We start from the raw sequence: 16,226 nt of genomic DNA on the forward strand, positions 1-16,226 counted from the left end.
GTTCGCCAATCCGGCTTTCCGGCCACGAATCTGACGGGGCGTCGATGATCAGTGCGGTTCTGAACGGCAACGCCGGGTTGATACCGGTCTTCCTGGTGCTGGCTCTGCTGCTCGGCGCCGCCGCATGGTGGTCGGCCGGGCGTCGCGGCCTGCCGCGCTGGTCCGCCGTGCTGCTCGGCGTCTCGCTGGCCGGCGAGCTGGCCGCCACCCTGTACCCGACCATGAGCGGTGGCAGCCAGCACCCGAACTGCGCCTGGGGCGCGAGCCTCGGCTTCACCCTCAACAGCACGCAGGGCCAGCTCAACCTGCTGATGTACGTCCCGCTCGGCCTGTTCGCGGTGCTGACGTTCGGCCGTCCCGTGCTGGTCTCCGTCGGCGTCCTCGCACTGACCGGCGTCACCGAGACCGTCCAGGGCCTGCTGCCGGCCATCGGCCGCGCCTGCGACAGCGGCGACCTCGCCGCCAACGCGCTCGGCGGCCTGATCGGCGTGCTGCTCGGCTGCGCGGTGCGCCTCGCCCGGCGCCGCCGGATACGGCCCGGCGGGCGGGAGTTGGCGTTCAGCTCCGCGCTGGCCGTGGCGATCGGGGCGCCGGTGCTGGCCCTGCAGTTCATGGTGCTGGAACCGACCGTCGCGACCGGCCTGTCGGCGGCGACCCGTGCGCAGCGGGAACTCGCGGCCCACGACGCCGAGTTGCTGTTCGGCCCCGGCACCCGGGTGATCGCGGTGCAGGACGAGTTGGACGGGCCCGGGATCGAACGGGTGATCGTCACCCTCGACCACCAGTACTTCACCCTGGACTGGCCGTCCGGCCGACTGCTCAATCTCGGCGGATTCCTCCTGCCCGAGCCCGACCCGGACCCCGCCACCGACCAGCAGGCCCGGCAGGCCGCCGACCGCTTCCTCGCCCAGTGGCACCCCGACCAGAACCTCACCGGCGAACCGCAGTTCGCCCCCCGCGGCGGGGACGGCGGACGCCGACGCTTCACCTACGCCTACGACACCGGGCCGATCCACGTGGACGTCGACCGCACCAACCAGGTGGTCGCCTTCGGCCAGGACTGACCGGACGGCCAGGACCGACCGGACGGCCCGAAGGCGGACGGCCCGAGAGGCGGACGGCAGCGTGTCGGCCCGCACCCGGCCAGGAGCTTCCGGCCGGGAACGCGGTTCGCCGAGCCCGCAGGTGAGCGACCGTCAGCCTTTTGCCGCTGCGGTGCGACTACTTCCGCTGCATGGACAGGTAGCAGCGGCCGTAGTACTCCACGGGCTCGCACAGCATGCTCGGGGACGAGGCCCCGTACACGTCCATGGTTGTGGAGTCGTTCAGGACGATGCTCTGACCCCGGCCGTTGTCGGAGGTCTCCTTGAGCGTCCAGTGCCCCGACAGGTAGGCGGGCGGCCGGGAGCTCCAGATCCGGTTCGGGTCCTCGCCGATGAAGTTGGTGCGGTACTGGCCGTCCGGTCGGAGCTCCAGCACCCTGCCGTCGACGCCGGTCCACGTCCCGACGAGGGCCCGGTCGGAGGGGGCGGGCGGCGCCCAGCGCTGTTCGGCCCGGTAGCAGGCGAGGCCCCACGTCACCCCGGTGGTCAGGAGCGCGGCCCCGGCGAGTGCGGCGCCGACGCGCTGCCACTGCGCCCGTTCGCGCGCCTTCAGCGCGAAGGAGAGGGCGACGAGCAGCGCCTGGAGCGGCCACAGGAAGGCGAGCAGCATGGCCAGGTCGCACCGGGCCAGCCAGGCGAGGGAGCTGTGCCCGCCGCGAAGCGGTGCGAGGCCCGCGCCGACGAGGCCGGTGAGCGCCGCGCCGACCGCCCAGGCCGTCGTGACGTCGAGGTACCGGTCGAACCCGGCGGCGTCCGCCGGCTGCGGGCCGCTCCCGTCGACCAGGCGGAGCAGACCCCATCCCAGCACCACGACGATCCCGAGGCAGGCGAGCACCCCGCAGCCGAACAGCGCCGTGCCGCGCGCCGATCGCGCCAAGACTGATTTCGTCACACCCGGAAGGTAGTGCGGATTCGCCCGGTGCGACCGAACGGGCCGTCCCTGGTACAGAACTGCGACACCGGTCTCCTGCTCGCCCCCGGAGGAGGGAGCAGGAACACCGCCGCCCCTGCGTGTTGGTGGACTACTTGTTGGTGGACTACTTGTTGGTGAACGAGGCCGGGCGCTTCTCGGCGAAGGCGGCCATGCCTTCCTTCTGGTCGGCGGTGGCGAAGGCGGCGTGGAAGAGGCGGCGTTCGAAGCGGACGCCCTCGGCGAGGGTGGTCTCGAAGGCGCGGTTGACGGATTCCTTCATCATGACGGCGGCGGGGAGGGACATCGCGGCGACGGTCTCGGCGACGGCCAGGGCCTCCGGGAGGAGCTGGTCGGCGGGGACGATCCGGGAGACCAGGCCGGCCCGCTCGGCCTCCTCGGCGTCCATCATGCGGCCGGTGAGACAGAGGTCCATGGCCTTGGCCTTGCCGACGGCCCGGGTGAGGCGCTGGGAGCCGCCGATGCCGGGGATGACGCCGAGCTTGATCTCCGGCTGGCCGAACTTCGCGGTGTCGGCGGCGATCAGGATGTCGCAGAGCATCGCCAACTCGCAGCCGCCGCCCAGCGCGTAGCCCGCGACGGCGGCGACGACGGGCTTGCGGAGGCGGCCGAGTTCGTCCCAGGGGCCGAGCCAGTCGTCGAGGTAGACGTCGGGGAAGCGGTTGTCCTGCATCTCCTTGATGTCGGCGCCCGCCGCGAAGGCCTTCTCGGAGCCGGTGACGACCATGGCGCCGATCTCCGGGTCACGGTCGAACGCCTTGGCCGCCGCCACCACCTCGGTCATCAACCGGGTGTTGAGCGCGTTGAGCGCCTTGGGGCGGTTGAGGGTGATGATGCCGACCCGGCCCTTGCGGTCCACCAGGATCGTTTCGTACTCGGTCATCGCCGCAAATCCTCTCCACGCTGAGCGGAACACTGACGCTGGATACGATCTCGGAACGCCGCCCCGGATGCCAGTCTCGACAGGCGAGACGATGGTCACCTCGTCAGTCCGAGGTCACCGCCCTCGGGGACGGCGAAGAACCGGGCGACGTCGTCCGTGCCGACCTCGGCGAGGGTGGCGGGGCTCCAGCGCGGGTTGCGGTCCTTGTCGACCACCTGGGCGCGGATGCCCTCGACCAGGTCGTGGTGGGCGAGGGCGGCGCAGGAGATCCGGTACTCCTGCTCCAGGGCGGCGGCCAGCGAGGGAAGGGCACGCGCCCGGCGCAGGGCGGCGAGGGTGACCTTGAGCATGGTGGGGGACTTGGCGAGCAGCTGCTCGGCGGCCTCCTTGGCCTCGGGCAGCCCGGCGGCCCGGAGGCGGTCGAGGATCTCCTCGACGGTGTCGGCGGCGTAGCAGTGGTCGATCCACCCGTGCTGCTCGGCGAGTTCGGACGCGGGGGCGGCCTCGGCGAGCGCGGCGAGGGCGGCGAGGGCGGCCACCGGGTCCGGCGCGGCGAGCAGTTCGGGCAGGGCGGAGGACGGGACGAAGTGGTCGGCGAAGCCGCAGTGCAGGGCGTCGCCGGCGGTCATGGTGGCGGCGGTCAGCGCGAGGTGGGTGCCGAGCTCGCCGGGGGCGAGGGCGAGCAGGCGGCTGCCGCCGACGTCGGGGACCAGGCCGATCCGGGTCTCCGGCATGGCGACGGCGGAGCGTTCGGTGACGATCCGGATCGCGGCGTGCGCGGACAGGCCGACGCCGCCGCCCATGGTGATGCCGTCCATCAGCGCGAGGTACGGCTTGGGGTAGCGGGAGATCAGCTCGTTGAGCGGGTACTCGACGCGGAAGAATGCCCGGCCGCCGGCCCCGCCGAGCTTGGCGTCGTCGTGGATGGCGCGGATGTCGGCCCCGGCGCACAGGCCGCGTTCGCCGGCGCCGGTGAGCAGCACGGCGGTGATCTCCTCGTCCGAGGCCCAGGCGTCCAGGGCGGCGCGGACGGTCTCCAGCATGCCGTGGGTCAGGGAGTTGAGGGCGCGTGGGCGGTTGAGGGTGATCCGGCCGGTGCGGCCGATCCGGTCGATCAGCACGTCCTGCTGGGTGTCCGTCGTCATCGCTGTCACCGCTCCGTCCCGGAAAGTACGACGATCTTCCCGTGCACGGTACCGGTCCGGTCGGGCGGCCCGGGGTGTCAGGGGGCAAGGGCGAGCTGCGGGTGCGCCGTTGACGCACCCGCAGCCCCGGTGGGGCGGATCAGCCGACGATCCGTCCGGTGACCTCGCCGAAGCCGACCCGCAGCCCCCCCGGGCCGGGGGCGGTGGCGCCGATGGTCACCTCGTCGCCGTCCTCCAGGAAGGTGCGCTCGGTGCCGTCGGGGAACTTCAGCGGGTGCTCGCCGTTCCAGGTCAGTTCGATCAGCGCGCCGCGGGTGTCCGGCTCGGGGCCGGAGACCGTGCCGGAGGCGTACAGGTCGCCGGTGCGCAGGCTGGCGCCGTTCGCGGTGAGGTGGGCCAGCTGCTGGGCGGCGGTCCAGTACATGGTGGCGAACGGCGGGCGGGAGACGGTGCGGCCGTTCAGCGCGACCTCGATCGCCAGGTCCAGGCCCCACGGCTCGCCGTCGCGGTCGTCCAGGTACGGCAGCGGCTCGACGTCGCGGGCCGGCGGGGCGATCCGGGCGTGCTGGAGCGCCTCCAGCGGCACCACCCAGGGGGAGACCGAGGTGGCGAAGGACTTGCCGAGGAACGGGCCGAGCGGCACGTACTCCCAGGCCTGGATGTCGCGCGCCGACCAGTCGTTGAGCAGGCAGACGCCGAAGACGTGGTCGGCGAAGTCGGCGAGCGGCACCGGCGTGCCCATGGTGCTGGGCGTGCCGACGACGAACGCGACCTCGGCCTCGATGTCGAGGCGGCGGCTCGGCCCGAACGAGGGGACGGCCTCGGTGGGGGCCTTGCGCTGGCCGTGCGGGCGGGTCACCGGGGTGCCGGAGACCACGATGGTGCCGGAGCGGCCGTGGTAGCCGATCGGGATGTGCTTCCAGTTCGGGGTGAGCGGGTCCGAACCGGGGCGGAAGATCTTGCCCAGGTTGGTGGCGTGGTGCTCGGAGGCGTAGAAGTCGACGTAGTCGGCGACCTCGAACGGCAGGTGCAGCTCGACGTCCGCCAGCTCCAGCAGGCAGGGCTCGACGGCGGCGCGGTGGGCGGCGTCGGTGAGCCACCCGGTGAGCGCCGCGCGCACCTGCTGCCAGGTCGAACGGCCCGCTGCCATCAGCGGGTTGAGCGTCCCGGCGGCGAGCAGGTCGAGCAGCTCGGACGGGCTGCCGACGGCGCGGGCGGCCGCGCCGGCGTCCAGCACCCGGTCGCCGACCCGGACGCCGATCCGGCGCTCGCCGGGCCGGTCGGCGGCGGTGAACACGCCGTAGGGGAGGTTGTGCACGCCGAACGGCGAGTCCGCGGGCAGATCGAGCCAGGTGGTGGTGGTCAAGAGTTCTCCAGGAGGCCGAGTCGGGCGAGGTCTTCCAACGGCTCGGCGATGCTACAGGTGCCGAAGGCGGTGAACGCGGAACGGATCCGGGCCCGCTGGTGCTCCGTCAGCGACTGCACGGCCGTCGCCAGCCGGGCCCCGTCGCGCTCGGCGAGCAGCTCGGCGGCCCGGTCGCGGTCCGAAGTCCCGGCGGCCAGCAGCACGTTGAGGAAGCCGTGGTGCTCGTAGCCGGTGCCCAGGTCGGTGTGCCGGACGGCGTTGTGCAGGCCCGCCGTGCACTTGTACGACAGCTCGCGCTCGGCGCACGCCACCTGGAACCCGGCGAGCTCCGCGACGCTCGGGAACGCCGCGAAACTCAGGCCGCCGGTACGGTACTTGGCGCGGTAGCGGGTGCCCGCCAGGGCGTCCAGCGCCTTTTCGACGTGCTCGGAGCGGGGCACCTCGACGGCCGCGGTGACGCCGTCCGGCAGCAGCGCGTCCAGCTCCGCCACCGTCGCCCGGACGTCCGTGCCGGCCACGTACTCGACGCCCGCCAGCGGCAGGCCGGCGGCGGCCTTCAGGGCCTCCGCCAGCCGGCCGGTCGGCACCGTCACCACGATCGGGAACTCCGGTGCCAGCAGCGCGAGTTCGGGCAGCTTGTCGACCGGTGCGAGCAGCGGGCCGACCGCCGTCGCGTACGGTGCGGCGCGGTGCGCCAGGTGCGCGGGGACGGCCTCGGCCAGCGGCAGGTCGCCGGGCGGGAAGACCGCCGCGTCGTCGAACAGCCCCCGGTACAGCTCGGGTACGTTCATCGCTTCGCCCAGGTCCATGCGTAGTTCGGGTCCTCGCTGGCGGTGGCGGCCTCGCCGAGCTCCAGCGGGCGGAAGGTGTCCACCATCACCGCCAGCTCGTCGAAGAACTCCACGCCGATCGAGCGCTCGTACGCGCCCGGCTGCGGGCCGTGGGTGTGGCCGCCGGGGTGCAGCGAGATCGACCCCTGTCCGATGCCGGAGCCCTTGCGGGCCTCGTAGTTGCCGCCGCAGTAGAACATCACCTCGTCGCTGTCCACGTTCGCGTGGTAGTACGGGACGGGGATCGACAGCGGGTGGTAGTCCACCTTGCGCGGCACGAAGTTGCAGATCACGAAGTTGTTGCCCTCGAACACCTGGTGGGCCGGCGGCGGCTGGTGCACCCGCCCGGTGATCGGCTCGAAGTCCGAGATGTTGAACGCGTACGGGTACAGGCAGCCGTCCCAGCCCACCACGTCGAACGGGTGGTTGGGCACGGTGTAGCGGGTGCCGACCACGCCGCCCGGGCCGCGGTGCTTGACCAGCACGTCCACCTCGCCGCCCTCGACCAGCAGCGGCCCCTCGGGCCCGCGCAGGTCGCGCTCGCAGTAGGGGGCGTGCTCCAGCAGCTGCCCGTACTTGGAGAGGTAGCGGCGGGCCGGGGTGATGTGGCTGTTCGCCTCGATGCAGTAGGCGCGCAGCGGCTCGTCACCGGTCGGCACCCAGCGGTGGGTGGTGGCCCGGGGGATGATCACATAGTCGCCCCGGCCGACCGTCAGGGTGCCGAAGACCGTCTCCAGCACGGCCGTTCCCGACTCCACGTACACGCACTCGTCGCCCAGCCCGTTGCGGTACAGCTCGCTGGGCGAGCCGGCCGCGACGTAGGAGATCCGCACGTCCGCGTTGCCGAGCACCAGCCGGCGGCCGGTGACGGCGTCCGCCGACTTCCACTCCTGGCCGGGGAACAGCTCGTGCAGCTTCAGGTGACGAGGGAGCAGCGGGAGGTTCGCGGTGGTGGACTGGTCCGGCAGCTCCCACACCGCGGCGGCCGTCACCGCCGACGGGATGTGCCGGTGGTACAGCAGCGAGGAGTCCGAGAAGAACCCCTCCTCGCCCATCAGCTCCTCGTAGTAGAGGCCCCCCTCGGGGGTGCGGTGCTGGGTGTGCCGCTTGGGCGGCACCGAGCCCAGCTGCCGGTAGTACGCCATCGTCCCGCTTCTCCCTCGTCGCCCTGGTTCCGACTGACCGTCAGAGGTTGCCGCGCCGGTCCTGCTCGCGCTCGATCGCCTCGAACAGCGCCTTGAAGTTGCCCTTGCCGAAGCCCAGCGAACCATGCCGCTCGATGAACTCGTAGAAGACGGTCGGCCGGTCGCCGATCGGCTTGGTGAAGATCTGCAGCAGGTAGCCGTCCTCGTCGCGGTCGACCAGGATGCCGCGCGACTTCAGCTCCTCGATCGGGACGCGGACCTTGCCGATCCGCTCGCGCAGCTCCGGGTCGTCGTAGTACGAGTCCGGGGTGTTCAGGAACTCCACGCCGCGCGAACGCAGCACGTCGACGGTGGTGAGGATGTCGTTGGTGGCCAGCGCCATGTGCTGGCAGCCCGGGCCGGTGTAGAACTCCAGGTACTCGTCGATCTGCGACTTCTTCTTGGCGATCGCGGGCTCGTTCAGCGGGAACTTCACCCGGTGGTTGCCGCTCGCGACGACCTTCGACATCAGCGCCGAGTAGTCGGTGGCGATGTCGTCGCCGACGAACTCCGCCATGTTCACGAAGCCCATCACCCGGTTGTAGAACGACACCCACTCGTCCATCTTGCCGAGCTCGACGTTGCCCACCGCGTGGTCCAGCGCCTGGAACAGCCGCTTCGGCGCGCCCTCGGGGCGGACCACGGTGGACTCCTTGGCGACGTAGCCCGGCAGGTACGGGCCGGTGTAGCGGGAGCGGTCGATCAGGGTGTGGCGGGTCTCGCCGTACGCGGCGATCGCGGCGCGGCGGACGGTGCCGTGCTCGTCGGAGACGTCGTTCGGCTCCTCCAGGATGGTGGCGCCCTGGGCGCGGGCGTGCTCGATGCACTTGTCCACGTCCGGGACCTCCATCGCCAGGTCGACGACGCCGTCGCCGTGGCGGCGGTGGTGGTCCAGCAGCGGGCTGTCCGGCAGCACGCCGCCCTTGATCACGAAGCGGCAGGAACCGGAGCGCAGCACGAAGGCCTTGCGGTCGCGGCGGCCGGTCTCCGGGCCGGAGTAGGCGACCAGCTCCATGCCGAACACGGCCTGGTAGAACTGCGCCGTCTGGGTCGCGTTGCCGACCACGAAGACGACCGCGTCCTGGGCGGTCACCGGGAACGGGTCGGTCGAGGCGTCGTACTCGACCAGGCCCACCAGAGTGCGCAGCTGCTCGGCCGTCAGTCCGGCCTGCAGCTCCTCGGGCGTCAGTTCAACAGCGGCGTCGGCGGTCATGGGGGATTCCTCCACGTCGAGTCGGGTTGCGAGGAGCTTCCTCCTGCTCGGTGAGGTGGGCAACAGGTCCGATTCCGGCTGCTCAATGTGTACAAGGTGAGTAGCCGGGGGCGGGTCCGACTGGGCGGATTGCTCAATGCCCGGCCCGATCCCCGCCCTGTTGACGCACCGTGAGGTACCGGGCGAACCAGTGGGCGGCCAGGTCGGCGACCGCCTCCAGCGCCCCCGGCTCCTCGAACAGGTGGCCCGCACCGGGGACGATCTGCAGGGCGCTCTCGCAGCGCAACTCGGAGTGGGCCTGCCGGTTCAGCTCCACCACCTCGTCGTCCGCGCCGCCCACGATCAGCAGCGTCGGCGCGGTCACCAGCGGAAGCCGGGCCTGCGCCAGGTCCGGACGGCCGCCGCGGGAGACGATCGCGCCCGGCGCGGCGTCCGGTTCGGCGGCCGCCCACAGCGCCGCGGCCGCGCCGGTGCTGGCCCCGAAGTAGCCGAACGGCAGGCCCGCCAGCGGCGGGTGACGGCGCACCGTCCGGGTGGCCTCGGCGAGCCGGCCGCCCAGCAGGCCCGGGTCGAACACCTTCCAGCGGTCCTCCGCCTCCTGCGGCGTCAACAGGTCGAACAGCACCGTCGCCAGGCCCTCCCGGTGCAGCCGCTCGGCGACCCGCCGGTTGCGCGGACTGTCCTTGCCCGAACCGCTGCCGTGCGCGAACAGCACCACGCCGACCGGGTGCCCGGGCACCGCGATGGCGGCCGGGCCGGTCGGGAAGGCCAGCTCGTGGGTCTCGACGGCCGGCCGGCCCGGCCGGTTCGCCGCCGCCAGCGCGGCCAGCACCTCGGCGTCCTCGACCTGCCGGAAGTCCCGGTAGAACTCGCCGACGGCCAGGAACCGGGACGGGGCGTGCACCGCGACGAACGCGTCCGCCGCGCCCGCCAGCCGGGACGTCCAGTCGTGCGGGGCGACCGGCACCGCCAGCACCACCCGCGCCGCGCCGCGGTCCCGCACCAGCCGGCAGGCCGCCAGCGCCGTCGAACCCGTCGCCACCCCGTCGTCCACCACCAGCACGGTGCGCCCGGCGAGCGGCTCGGGCGGCCGGCCCTCCCGGTACGCGGCGGCCCGGCGGGCCAGCTCGGCCCGCTCCCGGGCCTCCACCGCCGCGAACTCCTGCGGCGTGACGCCCACCGCGTCCACCACCGTCTGGTTGACCACCCGGGCGCCGTCCTCGCCGACCGCGCCCATCGCCAGCTCCGGCTGCCCCGGGACGCCGACCTTGCGGATCACGCACACGTCCAGCGGCGCGCCCAGTGCCGCCGCCACCTCCACGGCCACCGGCAGGCCGCCGCGGGGCAGCGCCACCACGACGGGGGGCCGCGCGTCGGCGCCGAGGGCGGGGGAGTCGGTGAGGGCGGCGGCGAGTGCGCGGCCCGCGTCGGTCCGGTCGGTGAAGTGCATGGCGGAACCTCTCCGTCCTCCACCGTACGCGCGCCCGGAGGGGGCGGAGAGGTCGGAACAGGAGGGGACGGAGCAGGACAGAACGGGTGATAAGTAAAAAATAAGGATTAACCGGCGGATAGCGTTAGTTTCGCCGCAGACCGGGTAGCGACCAAGTGGTTTCGCATTGGCCTGACAAGGAGGAGGTGATCCAGGTGTCTACCCAGCTGCCGTCGGGCATGGAGCATCACCCGGACATCCTGGAGATGCGTGAACACGCCGAACGGGCGACCAACACCACCGCAGGGCAGGGATCGGAAGCACTGGCGATCTGCGCCGGCCTGTTCCTTGCCATCTCGCCGTGGGTGGTCGGCTTCAGCGGCTTCACAGGCCTGGCCATCAGCAACCTGGTGCTCGGTATCGCCTACACGGTTCTGATGGCGGGCTACGGCCCGGCATGGGGCCGCACGCACGCACGCGCCTGGGCCTGCGCGGTCATCGGCGTGTGGACGATCATCGCGCCCTGGGCCGTCAACGGCGGAGCGCACATCCGCCGGACCATCCTGACCAACGTGATCACCGGCGGCGTCATGACGCTGCTGGCGCTGGCCGCGGTCGGCCTGGTGTTCGCCGGAGCTTCCGGCGCGGCCTCGCGACGGCACCGCCACTGATCGTCGCGCGACCTCCCGTCCGCCCCGGCCCGACCGGCCGGGGCGGACGCATGCCTGGCGGACGCATGCCTGGCGGACGCATGCCTGGCGGACGCGTGCCGCCCGGGCGCACGCCGGGGCGGTGTCCCGGTCAGTCCTGCCCGGCGGGGCGGGTCATCCGCAGCACGTCGAGGGCCTCGTCGAGCTGGGCCTCGGTGAGCAACCCCCGGTCCAGGTAGCCGCGTTCGACGACGACCTGGCGGATGGTCTTGCGTTCGGCCAGCGACTGCTTGGCGACCTTCGCGGCCTGCTCGTAGCCGATGTACCGGTTGAGCGGCGTCACCACGGACGGGGAGGACTCGGCGTACTCCCGGGTGCGCTCGGCGTTCGCGGTGATGCCGGTGACGGTGCGGTCGGCCAGCAGGCGGGCCGCGTTGGCGAGCAGGCGGACCGACTCCAGCACGTTGCGGGCGATCACCGGGAGCATCACGTTCAGCTCGAAGTTGCCGCTCGCGCCGGCCACCGTGACGGTGGTGTCGTTGCCGATGACCTGCGCGGCGACCATCAGCACCACCTCGGGCAGCACCGGGTTGACCTTGCCCGGCATGATCGAGGAACCCGGCTGGAGGTCTGGCAGGTTGATCTCGGCCAGGCCGGTGCGCGGGCCGGAACCCATCCAGCGCAGATCGTTGGCGATCTTGGTGAAGCCGGTGGCGATCGTCCGCAGCTGGCCGCTCAGCTCGACCAGGCCGTCGCGCGCGCCCTGCGCCTCGAAGTGGTTGCGGGCCTCGGTCAGCGGCAGGCCGGTGGCCCGGGCGACTTCGGCGATCACCGCGGCGGAGAACCCGGCCGGGGTGTTGATGCCGGTGCCCACCGCCGTTCCGCCGAGCGGCAGTTCGGCCACCCGGGGGAGCGCGGCCGTCAGCCGCTCCACGCCGTAGCGGACCTGCGCCGCGTAGCCGCCGAACTCCTGGCCGAGAGTGACGGGCGTGGCGTCCATCAGGTGCGTGCGGCCGGACTTCACCACCTCGGCGAACTCCCCGGCCTTCGCCTCCAGCGCCCCCGCCAGGTGCTCCAGCGCCGGGATCAGCTCCTGCACCACGGCCCCGGTGGCCGCGATGTGGATCGAGGACGGGAACACGTCGTTGGACGACTGCGAGGCGTTGACCTGGTCGTTCGGGTGCACGGGACGGCCCAGGCGCTCGCCCGCCAGGGTGGCGATCACCTCGTTGGCGTTCATGTTCGACGAGGTGCCGGAGCCGGTCTGGAACACGTCCACCGGGAATTCGCCGTCCCAGCGGCCCTCCGCGACCTCCTCGGCCGCCGAGCGGATCGCCTCCGCGACCGGCTCCTCCAGCACCCCGAGGCGCGCGTTCACCACGGCCGCCGCGGCCTTGATCCGGGCCAGCGCCGCGATGTGGGCGCGCTCCAGGCGCTGGCCCGACACCGGGAAGTTCTCGACCGCGCGCTGCGTCTGCGCCTGCCACTTGGCCGCCGCCGGCACCCGGACCTCGCCCATCGAGTCGTGCTCGGTCCGCCAGCCCTGCTCGTTCCTGCTGTCCGCCATGGTTGGGACACCTCCTGGACCCGTCAGCCTTCCACGGCCGCCGGGCATTCCCGCCGCGTCGCACCCGCGTGTCGGCCCGTGCCACCCCCCACGGCGGCACGGACCGGCGGCACGGACCATCGGTGCCGACCGGCGGCCCGGACCGGCGGCGCCGACGGCCCGGGCGGAGGTCAGCCGTGGTACGAGGCGATGATCTTGGTGAAGGCGTAGGCGGACTGGCTGATGCCGCTGCAGGTGTCGCCCGCGGAGGTGCCGGACGGGCACTGGCGGTCGCGGTTGACCGCCCAGAAGGTGAAGCGGGCCAGGTGGTGGGCCTTGGCGTAGTCGAGCACGGTGGTGAAGTCGGCGGTGGAGACCGTCTCGTCGGACTCGTCGGTCTTCCCGTTCATCGAGGAGATCCCGATGTGCTTGTACGCCGTCGCCGAGTCGTAGCCGTACGCGCTCGCCACTGTGTTCTTCAGGCCGTCGGCGGCCTTGGTGGAGACGCTGCCCATGGTGCCGCTGTGGCCGCCGAAGTCGAACGGCATGATCGTCCAGCCGTCCACCGCGAGGCCGGCCGCCGCGCCCTTCTTGACCAGGTCGGTGCCGTCCGAGTCCGGGCCGGTGGGGGTGGTGCCGAAGGTGACGTACACCTTCAGGTTCGGGTTGTTGGTCTTGACCGTCTTCAGCGCGCCGATCACCCGCTGGCGGACCGTCGCGTTGGACGCCTCGGTGTTCTCGATGTCGATGTCGATCGCCTTCAACTGGTAGGCGTCGATCACCTTCTGGTACGCGCCGGCCAGCGCGGAGGCCGAACTGCACTTCTCGCCCAGCTTGTTGCCGTCCCAGCCGCCGAAGGACACCACCACGTCGCCGCCGGCGGCGCGGATCGCGTTGACGGTGCTCTGGTCGCTGCCGCCGGTGAGCGCCCGGGAGCCGTCCCACTTCGGGTTGCAGCCGCCGTCGGAGAGCATGAACGCCAGCGTGAACTGGGTGACGCCGGTGGCCTGCATCACCTGCACCGGGTTCTGCGGGCTGCCCCAACCCAGGTACTCGTACGGGGCGTTCAGGCCGACCGGGTCGGGGGAGGCGGCCTGCCCGGCGGGGGCCAGGGCGAGCGCGCCGGCCGACAGGGCGGCGGTGGCGGCGAGGGCGAGGAGCGGACGGGCGAGGGCGGGCTTGGCCATGGGTCACCGTTCCGGGAGTCGCGGGGTTCGGCCGGGCGGGGCGTCCGGCCGCTCAACTGTTAGGAAAGTTTCCTTATTTGACAGGGAATCAGCTCGCCCTGTTCGCGTCAAGACTCCGGGCCGGGCGGGCGGCATACTCCTCGGTAGCCCCGTTCCCCGCAACCCTCCGAGGAGCCCGCCCGATGGCCGCCACGCCCGCCGCGAAGAACGAATCCGCCTCCCGTCGCCCCGACCCGCTCGACCTGCTCGGCGTCGACGAACTGCTCACCGACGACGAGCGGTTGATCCGCGACACGGTGCGCGCCTTCACCGACCGGCAGATCCGTCCGCACCTCGCCGACTGGTTCGAGCGCGGCACCTTCCCGGTCCGCGAGATCGCCCCCGAACTCGGCAAGCTCGGCGTCCTCGGCATGCACCTCGACGGCTACGGCTGCACCGGCTCCACCGCCACCGAGTACGGCGTCGCCTGCATGGAACTGGAGGCCGCCGACTCCGGGCTGCGCAGCTTCGTCTCGGTGCAGGGCTCGCTCGCCATGCGCTCCGTCCACGCCTTCGGCTCCGAGGAGCAGAAGTTGCGCTGGCTGCCGGAGATGGCCGCCGGACGGGCCGTCGGCTGCTTCGGCCTGACCGAGCCCGAGGTCGGCTCCGACCCCGCCGCGATGCGCACCCGGGCCCGCCGCGACGGCAGCGACTGGATCCTCGACGGCGCCAAGATGTGGATCACCAACGGCTCGGTCTCCGACGTCGCCGTGGTCTGGGCCGCAACCGAGGACGGCGTGCGCGGCTTCCTCGTCCCGCAGGGCACCCCCGGGTTCACCGCCCGCGACATCCCCGGCAAGCTCTCCCTGCGCGCCTCCGTCACCAGCGAACTCGCCTTCGACGGCGTCCGGCTGCCCGCCGAGGCGATGCTGCCCGAGGCCCGCGGCCTGCGCGCCCCGCTGTCCTCGCTCGGCGAGGCCCGCTACGGCATCCTGTGGGGCACCGTCGGCGCCGCCCGCGACTGCTACGCCGCCGCCGTCGACTACGCCCGCGACCGCGAACAGTTCGGCCGACCGCTCGGCGGCTTCCAGCTCACCCAGCAGAAACTCGTCGACATGGCCCTCGAACTGGAGAAGGCCTACCTGGTCGCCGTCCGGATCGGCCGCCTCAAGGACGAGGGCCGCGCCCGGCCCGCGCACATCTCCTTCGGCAAGCTCAACAACGTCCGCACCGCCCTGGAGATCGCCCGCACCGCCCGCACCATCCTCGGCGCCAACGGCATCACCACCGCCTACCCCGTCCTGCGGCACGCCAACAACCTCGAGTCCGTCCTCACCTACGAGGGCACCTCCGAGATCCACACCCTGGTCCTCGGCGAAGCCATCACCGGAGAGTCCGCCTACCGCTGATATTCGCTGGTCGGAGCCTCGCCACGGCCGATACGGTCCCGGCATGACGACACAACGGCCACCGGCCACGACCACCCTCTGGCGCCCCACCGGCCCCAAGGAACTCGCCCTGGTCGCCGCCTCCGGCTGGCGCGCCTGGCCGCCGCGACTGCCCGAGCAGCCGATCTTCTACCCCGTCATGAACGAGGACTACGCGATCCGGATCGCCCGGGACTGGAACGTCCCGGCGTCCGGCGTCGGCTACGTCACCCGCTTCGAGATGGAGACCGACTTCCTCCGCCGCTACCCCGTCCAGCAGGCAGGCGGCGAAACCATCCTCGAACTCTGGGTCCCCGCCGAGGAGTTGGACGAGTTCAACCGCCACCTGGTGGGCGAGATCCAGGTGGTGCACGAGTTCCGCTGACGCCCCTCTCCCGGGCGGCTGCTCCCCCTTCCGGGTGGGGGCGGGTCCGCCGGAAGTCGGGGGTCGGGGGTGGGGGGTCAGCCTGCGGGACGAGGACGTTCGATACCTGGTGCGCATGGGCGGCGGGGGGTGTTCCGGCCAGGATGGTGGGGACGGGACACGCAGGTGGGAGGGGTCGGAGATGGGTGGCGCGCGGCAGGCTACGGCGGTGGTGCTCGGGGGAGCGGCTGTGGCGGCGCTGACGGTGATGCTCGCGCCCGCCGCGATCCAGCAGGCCCAGGACCGGATGGACCAGACGCTCCGCTACCCCACGGGCGCCGCGGCCAAGGCGGAGGGCAGCGGGGTGCCGAGCTGGCTGCCCGACACGGCGGTGCGGATAGCGTTCCTGACGGGCAGCCACGACGGCGACCGGCTGATCCGGGCCACCCTGCCGGACCGCGCACTGCCGGCCGGCTGCACCGAGGGGCGCCCGGCGGGCACCGTGCACCTGCGGGCCCACTGGTTCCCGCAGGACACCCCGCAGCGCGCCACCGCGCACTGCGGCCTGTACGACGTCGCCCTGGTCGGCGACCAGCTGTACGGCTGGCAGGACGCGGCAGTGGTGGCCAGCGCCCGACCCGGCGGCCTCCCGGTGCACTGAACGAGCGGGGTCCGGCGGACGAGCGGAGCCTGACGGGCGATCAGGGCCGGTGGATGATCAGGGTCGGCGGACGAGCCGAGCCCGGTGGACGGTCAGGGCCGGCGGCCTCCCGGTGCACTGGACGACCGGGGTCCGGCGGACGAGCGGGGCCTGGTGGACGGTCGGGGCCTGGTGGACGGTCGGGGCCCGGTGGACGATCCGGTGGATGATCAGGGCCGACGGACGAGCGGAGCCCGGCGGGCGATCAGGCCCGGTGGACGCGCGGGGCAGGGCCGACGAGCGGGACCCGGCCTATCGGGTGGCCGGGCGGATGCGATAGGACGGTGCG

Annotated in this window: 15 protein-coding genes; 5 read left to right on the forward strand and 10 right to left on the reverse strand. The window is 72.6% G+C overall.

Features of this window, described 5'->3' with window-relative positions:
- The first annotated feature begins 44 nt into the window (after positions 1 to 44).
- Positions 45 to 1,064, forward strand: coding sequence for a VanZ family protein (locus ACIQF6_RS02755; protein WP_400889334.1), 1,020 nt, complete (start codon positions 45 to 47; stop codon positions 1,062 to 1,064).
- Positions 1,065 to 1,221: 157 nt separating this feature from the next.
- Here the strand turns inward: ACIQF6_RS02755 and ACIQF6_RS02760 are convergent, their stop codons facing one another.
- The 8 genes from ACIQF6_RS02760 to ACIQF6_RS02795 form a co-directional block, all read right to left on the reverse strand.
- Positions 1,222 to 1,995, reverse strand: a complete 774-nt coding sequence (locus ACIQF6_RS02760; RefSeq protein ID WP_400889337.1) for a hypothetical protein — start codon at positions 1,993 to 1,995, stop codon at positions 1,222 to 1,224.
- Positions 1,996 to 2,140: 145 nt separating this feature from the next.
- The gene (locus ACIQF6_RS02765; protein WP_400889339.1) at positions 2,141 to 2,917 is read right to left on the reverse strand and encodes an enoyl-CoA hydratase; all 777 of its coding nucleotides are present in this window, start codon (positions 2,915 to 2,917) and stop codon (positions 2,141 to 2,143) included.
- A 95-nt stretch (positions 2,918 to 3,012) separates the two neighbouring features.
- Positions 3,013 to 4,062, reverse strand: coding sequence for an enoyl-CoA hydratase/isomerase family protein (locus ACIQF6_RS02770; RefSeq protein WP_400889342.1), 1,050 nt, complete (start codon positions 4,060 to 4,062; stop codon positions 3,013 to 3,015).
- Between the two features lie 139 nt (positions 4,063 to 4,201).
- Complete coding sequence (gene fahA / locus ACIQF6_RS02775; RefSeq protein ID WP_400889345.1) at positions 4,202 to 5,428, reverse strand: fumarylacetoacetase; 1,227 nt, start codon at positions 5,426 to 5,428, stop codon at positions 4,202 to 4,204.
- Positions 5,425 to 6,237 carry a hypothetical protein gene (locus ACIQF6_RS02780; protein ID WP_400889347.1) on the reverse strand — a complete coding sequence of 271 codons (813 nt, stop codon included), beginning with the start codon at positions 6,235 to 6,237 and terminating at the stop codon, positions 5,425 to 5,427. The genes fahA and ACIQF6_RS02780 overlap by 4 nt, the downstream gene beginning before the upstream one ends.
- The gene (locus ACIQF6_RS02785; protein ID WP_400889350.1) at positions 6,216 to 7,403 is read right to left on the reverse strand and encodes a homogentisate 1,2-dioxygenase; all 1,188 of its coding nucleotides are present in this window, start codon (positions 7,401 to 7,403) and stop codon (positions 6,216 to 6,218) included. The genes ACIQF6_RS02780 and ACIQF6_RS02785 overlap by 22 nt, the downstream gene beginning before the upstream one ends.
- Before the next feature lie 40 nt (positions 7,404 to 7,443).
- The gene (hppD, locus tag ACIQF6_RS02790; protein ID WP_043911008.1) at positions 7,444 to 8,655 is read right to left on the reverse strand and encodes a 4-hydroxyphenylpyruvate dioxygenase; all 1,212 of its coding nucleotides are present in this window, start codon (positions 8,653 to 8,655) and stop codon (positions 7,444 to 7,446) included.
- A gap of 133 nt (positions 8,656 to 8,788) precedes the next feature.
- Positions 8,789 to 10,105 (reverse strand): phosphoribosyltransferase family protein, encoded by a 1,317-nt coding sequence (locus ACIQF6_RS02795; protein ID WP_400889353.1) that lies wholly within the window; start codon positions 10,103 to 10,105, stop codon positions 8,789 to 8,791.
- 194 nt (positions 10,106 to 10,299) lie between these two features.
- On the opposite strand from ACIQF6_RS02795, the gene ACIQF6_RS02800 reads away from it, so the two are divergent.
- Complete coding sequence (locus tag ACIQF6_RS02800; protein ID WP_400889355.1) at positions 10,300 to 10,755, forward strand: SPW repeat protein; 456 nt, start codon at positions 10,300 to 10,302, stop codon at positions 10,753 to 10,755.
- 130 nt (positions 10,756 to 10,885) lie between these two features.
- Here ACIQF6_RS02800 and ACIQF6_RS02805 read toward each other — a convergent pair whose 3' ends face one another.
- Both ACIQF6_RS02805 and ACIQF6_RS02810 read right to left on the reverse strand, forming a co-directional pair.
- On the reverse strand, positions 10,886 to 12,301 hold the full coding sequence (locus ACIQF6_RS02805) for a class II fumarate hydratase (RefSeq protein ID WP_400889357.1): 1,416 nt from the start codon (positions 12,299 to 12,301) through the stop codon (positions 10,886 to 10,888).
- A 170-nt stretch (positions 12,302 to 12,471) separates the two neighbouring features.
- Complete coding sequence (locus ACIQF6_RS02810) at positions 12,472 to 13,467, reverse strand: chitinase (RefSeq protein WP_400889359.1); 996 nt, start codon at positions 13,465 to 13,467, stop codon at positions 12,472 to 12,474.
- A gap of 182 nt (positions 13,468 to 13,649) precedes the next feature.
- Between ACIQF6_RS02810 and ACIQF6_RS02815 the strand changes: the two genes are divergently transcribed.
- The 3 genes from ACIQF6_RS02815 (at position 13,650) to ACIQF6_RS02825 (ending at position 15,898) form a co-directional block, all read left to right on the forward strand.
- Entirely contained in the window at positions 13,650 to 14,855 is a 1,206-nt protein-coding gene (locus tag ACIQF6_RS02815) for an acyl-CoA dehydrogenase family protein (protein ID WP_400889361.1), read from the forward strand.
- 43 nt (positions 14,856 to 14,898) lie between these two features.
- Positions 14,899 to 15,258, forward strand: coding sequence for a hypothetical protein (locus ACIQF6_RS02820; protein ID WP_400889363.1), 360 nt, complete (start codon positions 14,899 to 14,901; stop codon positions 15,256 to 15,258).
- Positions 15,259 to 15,466: 208 nt separating this feature from the next.
- Positions 15,467 to 15,898, forward strand: coding sequence for a hypothetical protein (locus ACIQF6_RS02825; protein WP_400889365.1), 432 nt, complete (start codon positions 15,467 to 15,469; stop codon positions 15,896 to 15,898).
- Positions 15,899 to 16,226 lie beyond the last annotated feature (328 nt).

The organism is Kitasatospora sp. NPDC092948, assembly GCF_044754805.1.
In the GTDB taxonomy this organism is placed as follows: domain Bacteria; phylum Actinomycetota; class Actinomycetes; order Streptomycetales; family Streptomycetaceae; genus Kitasatospora.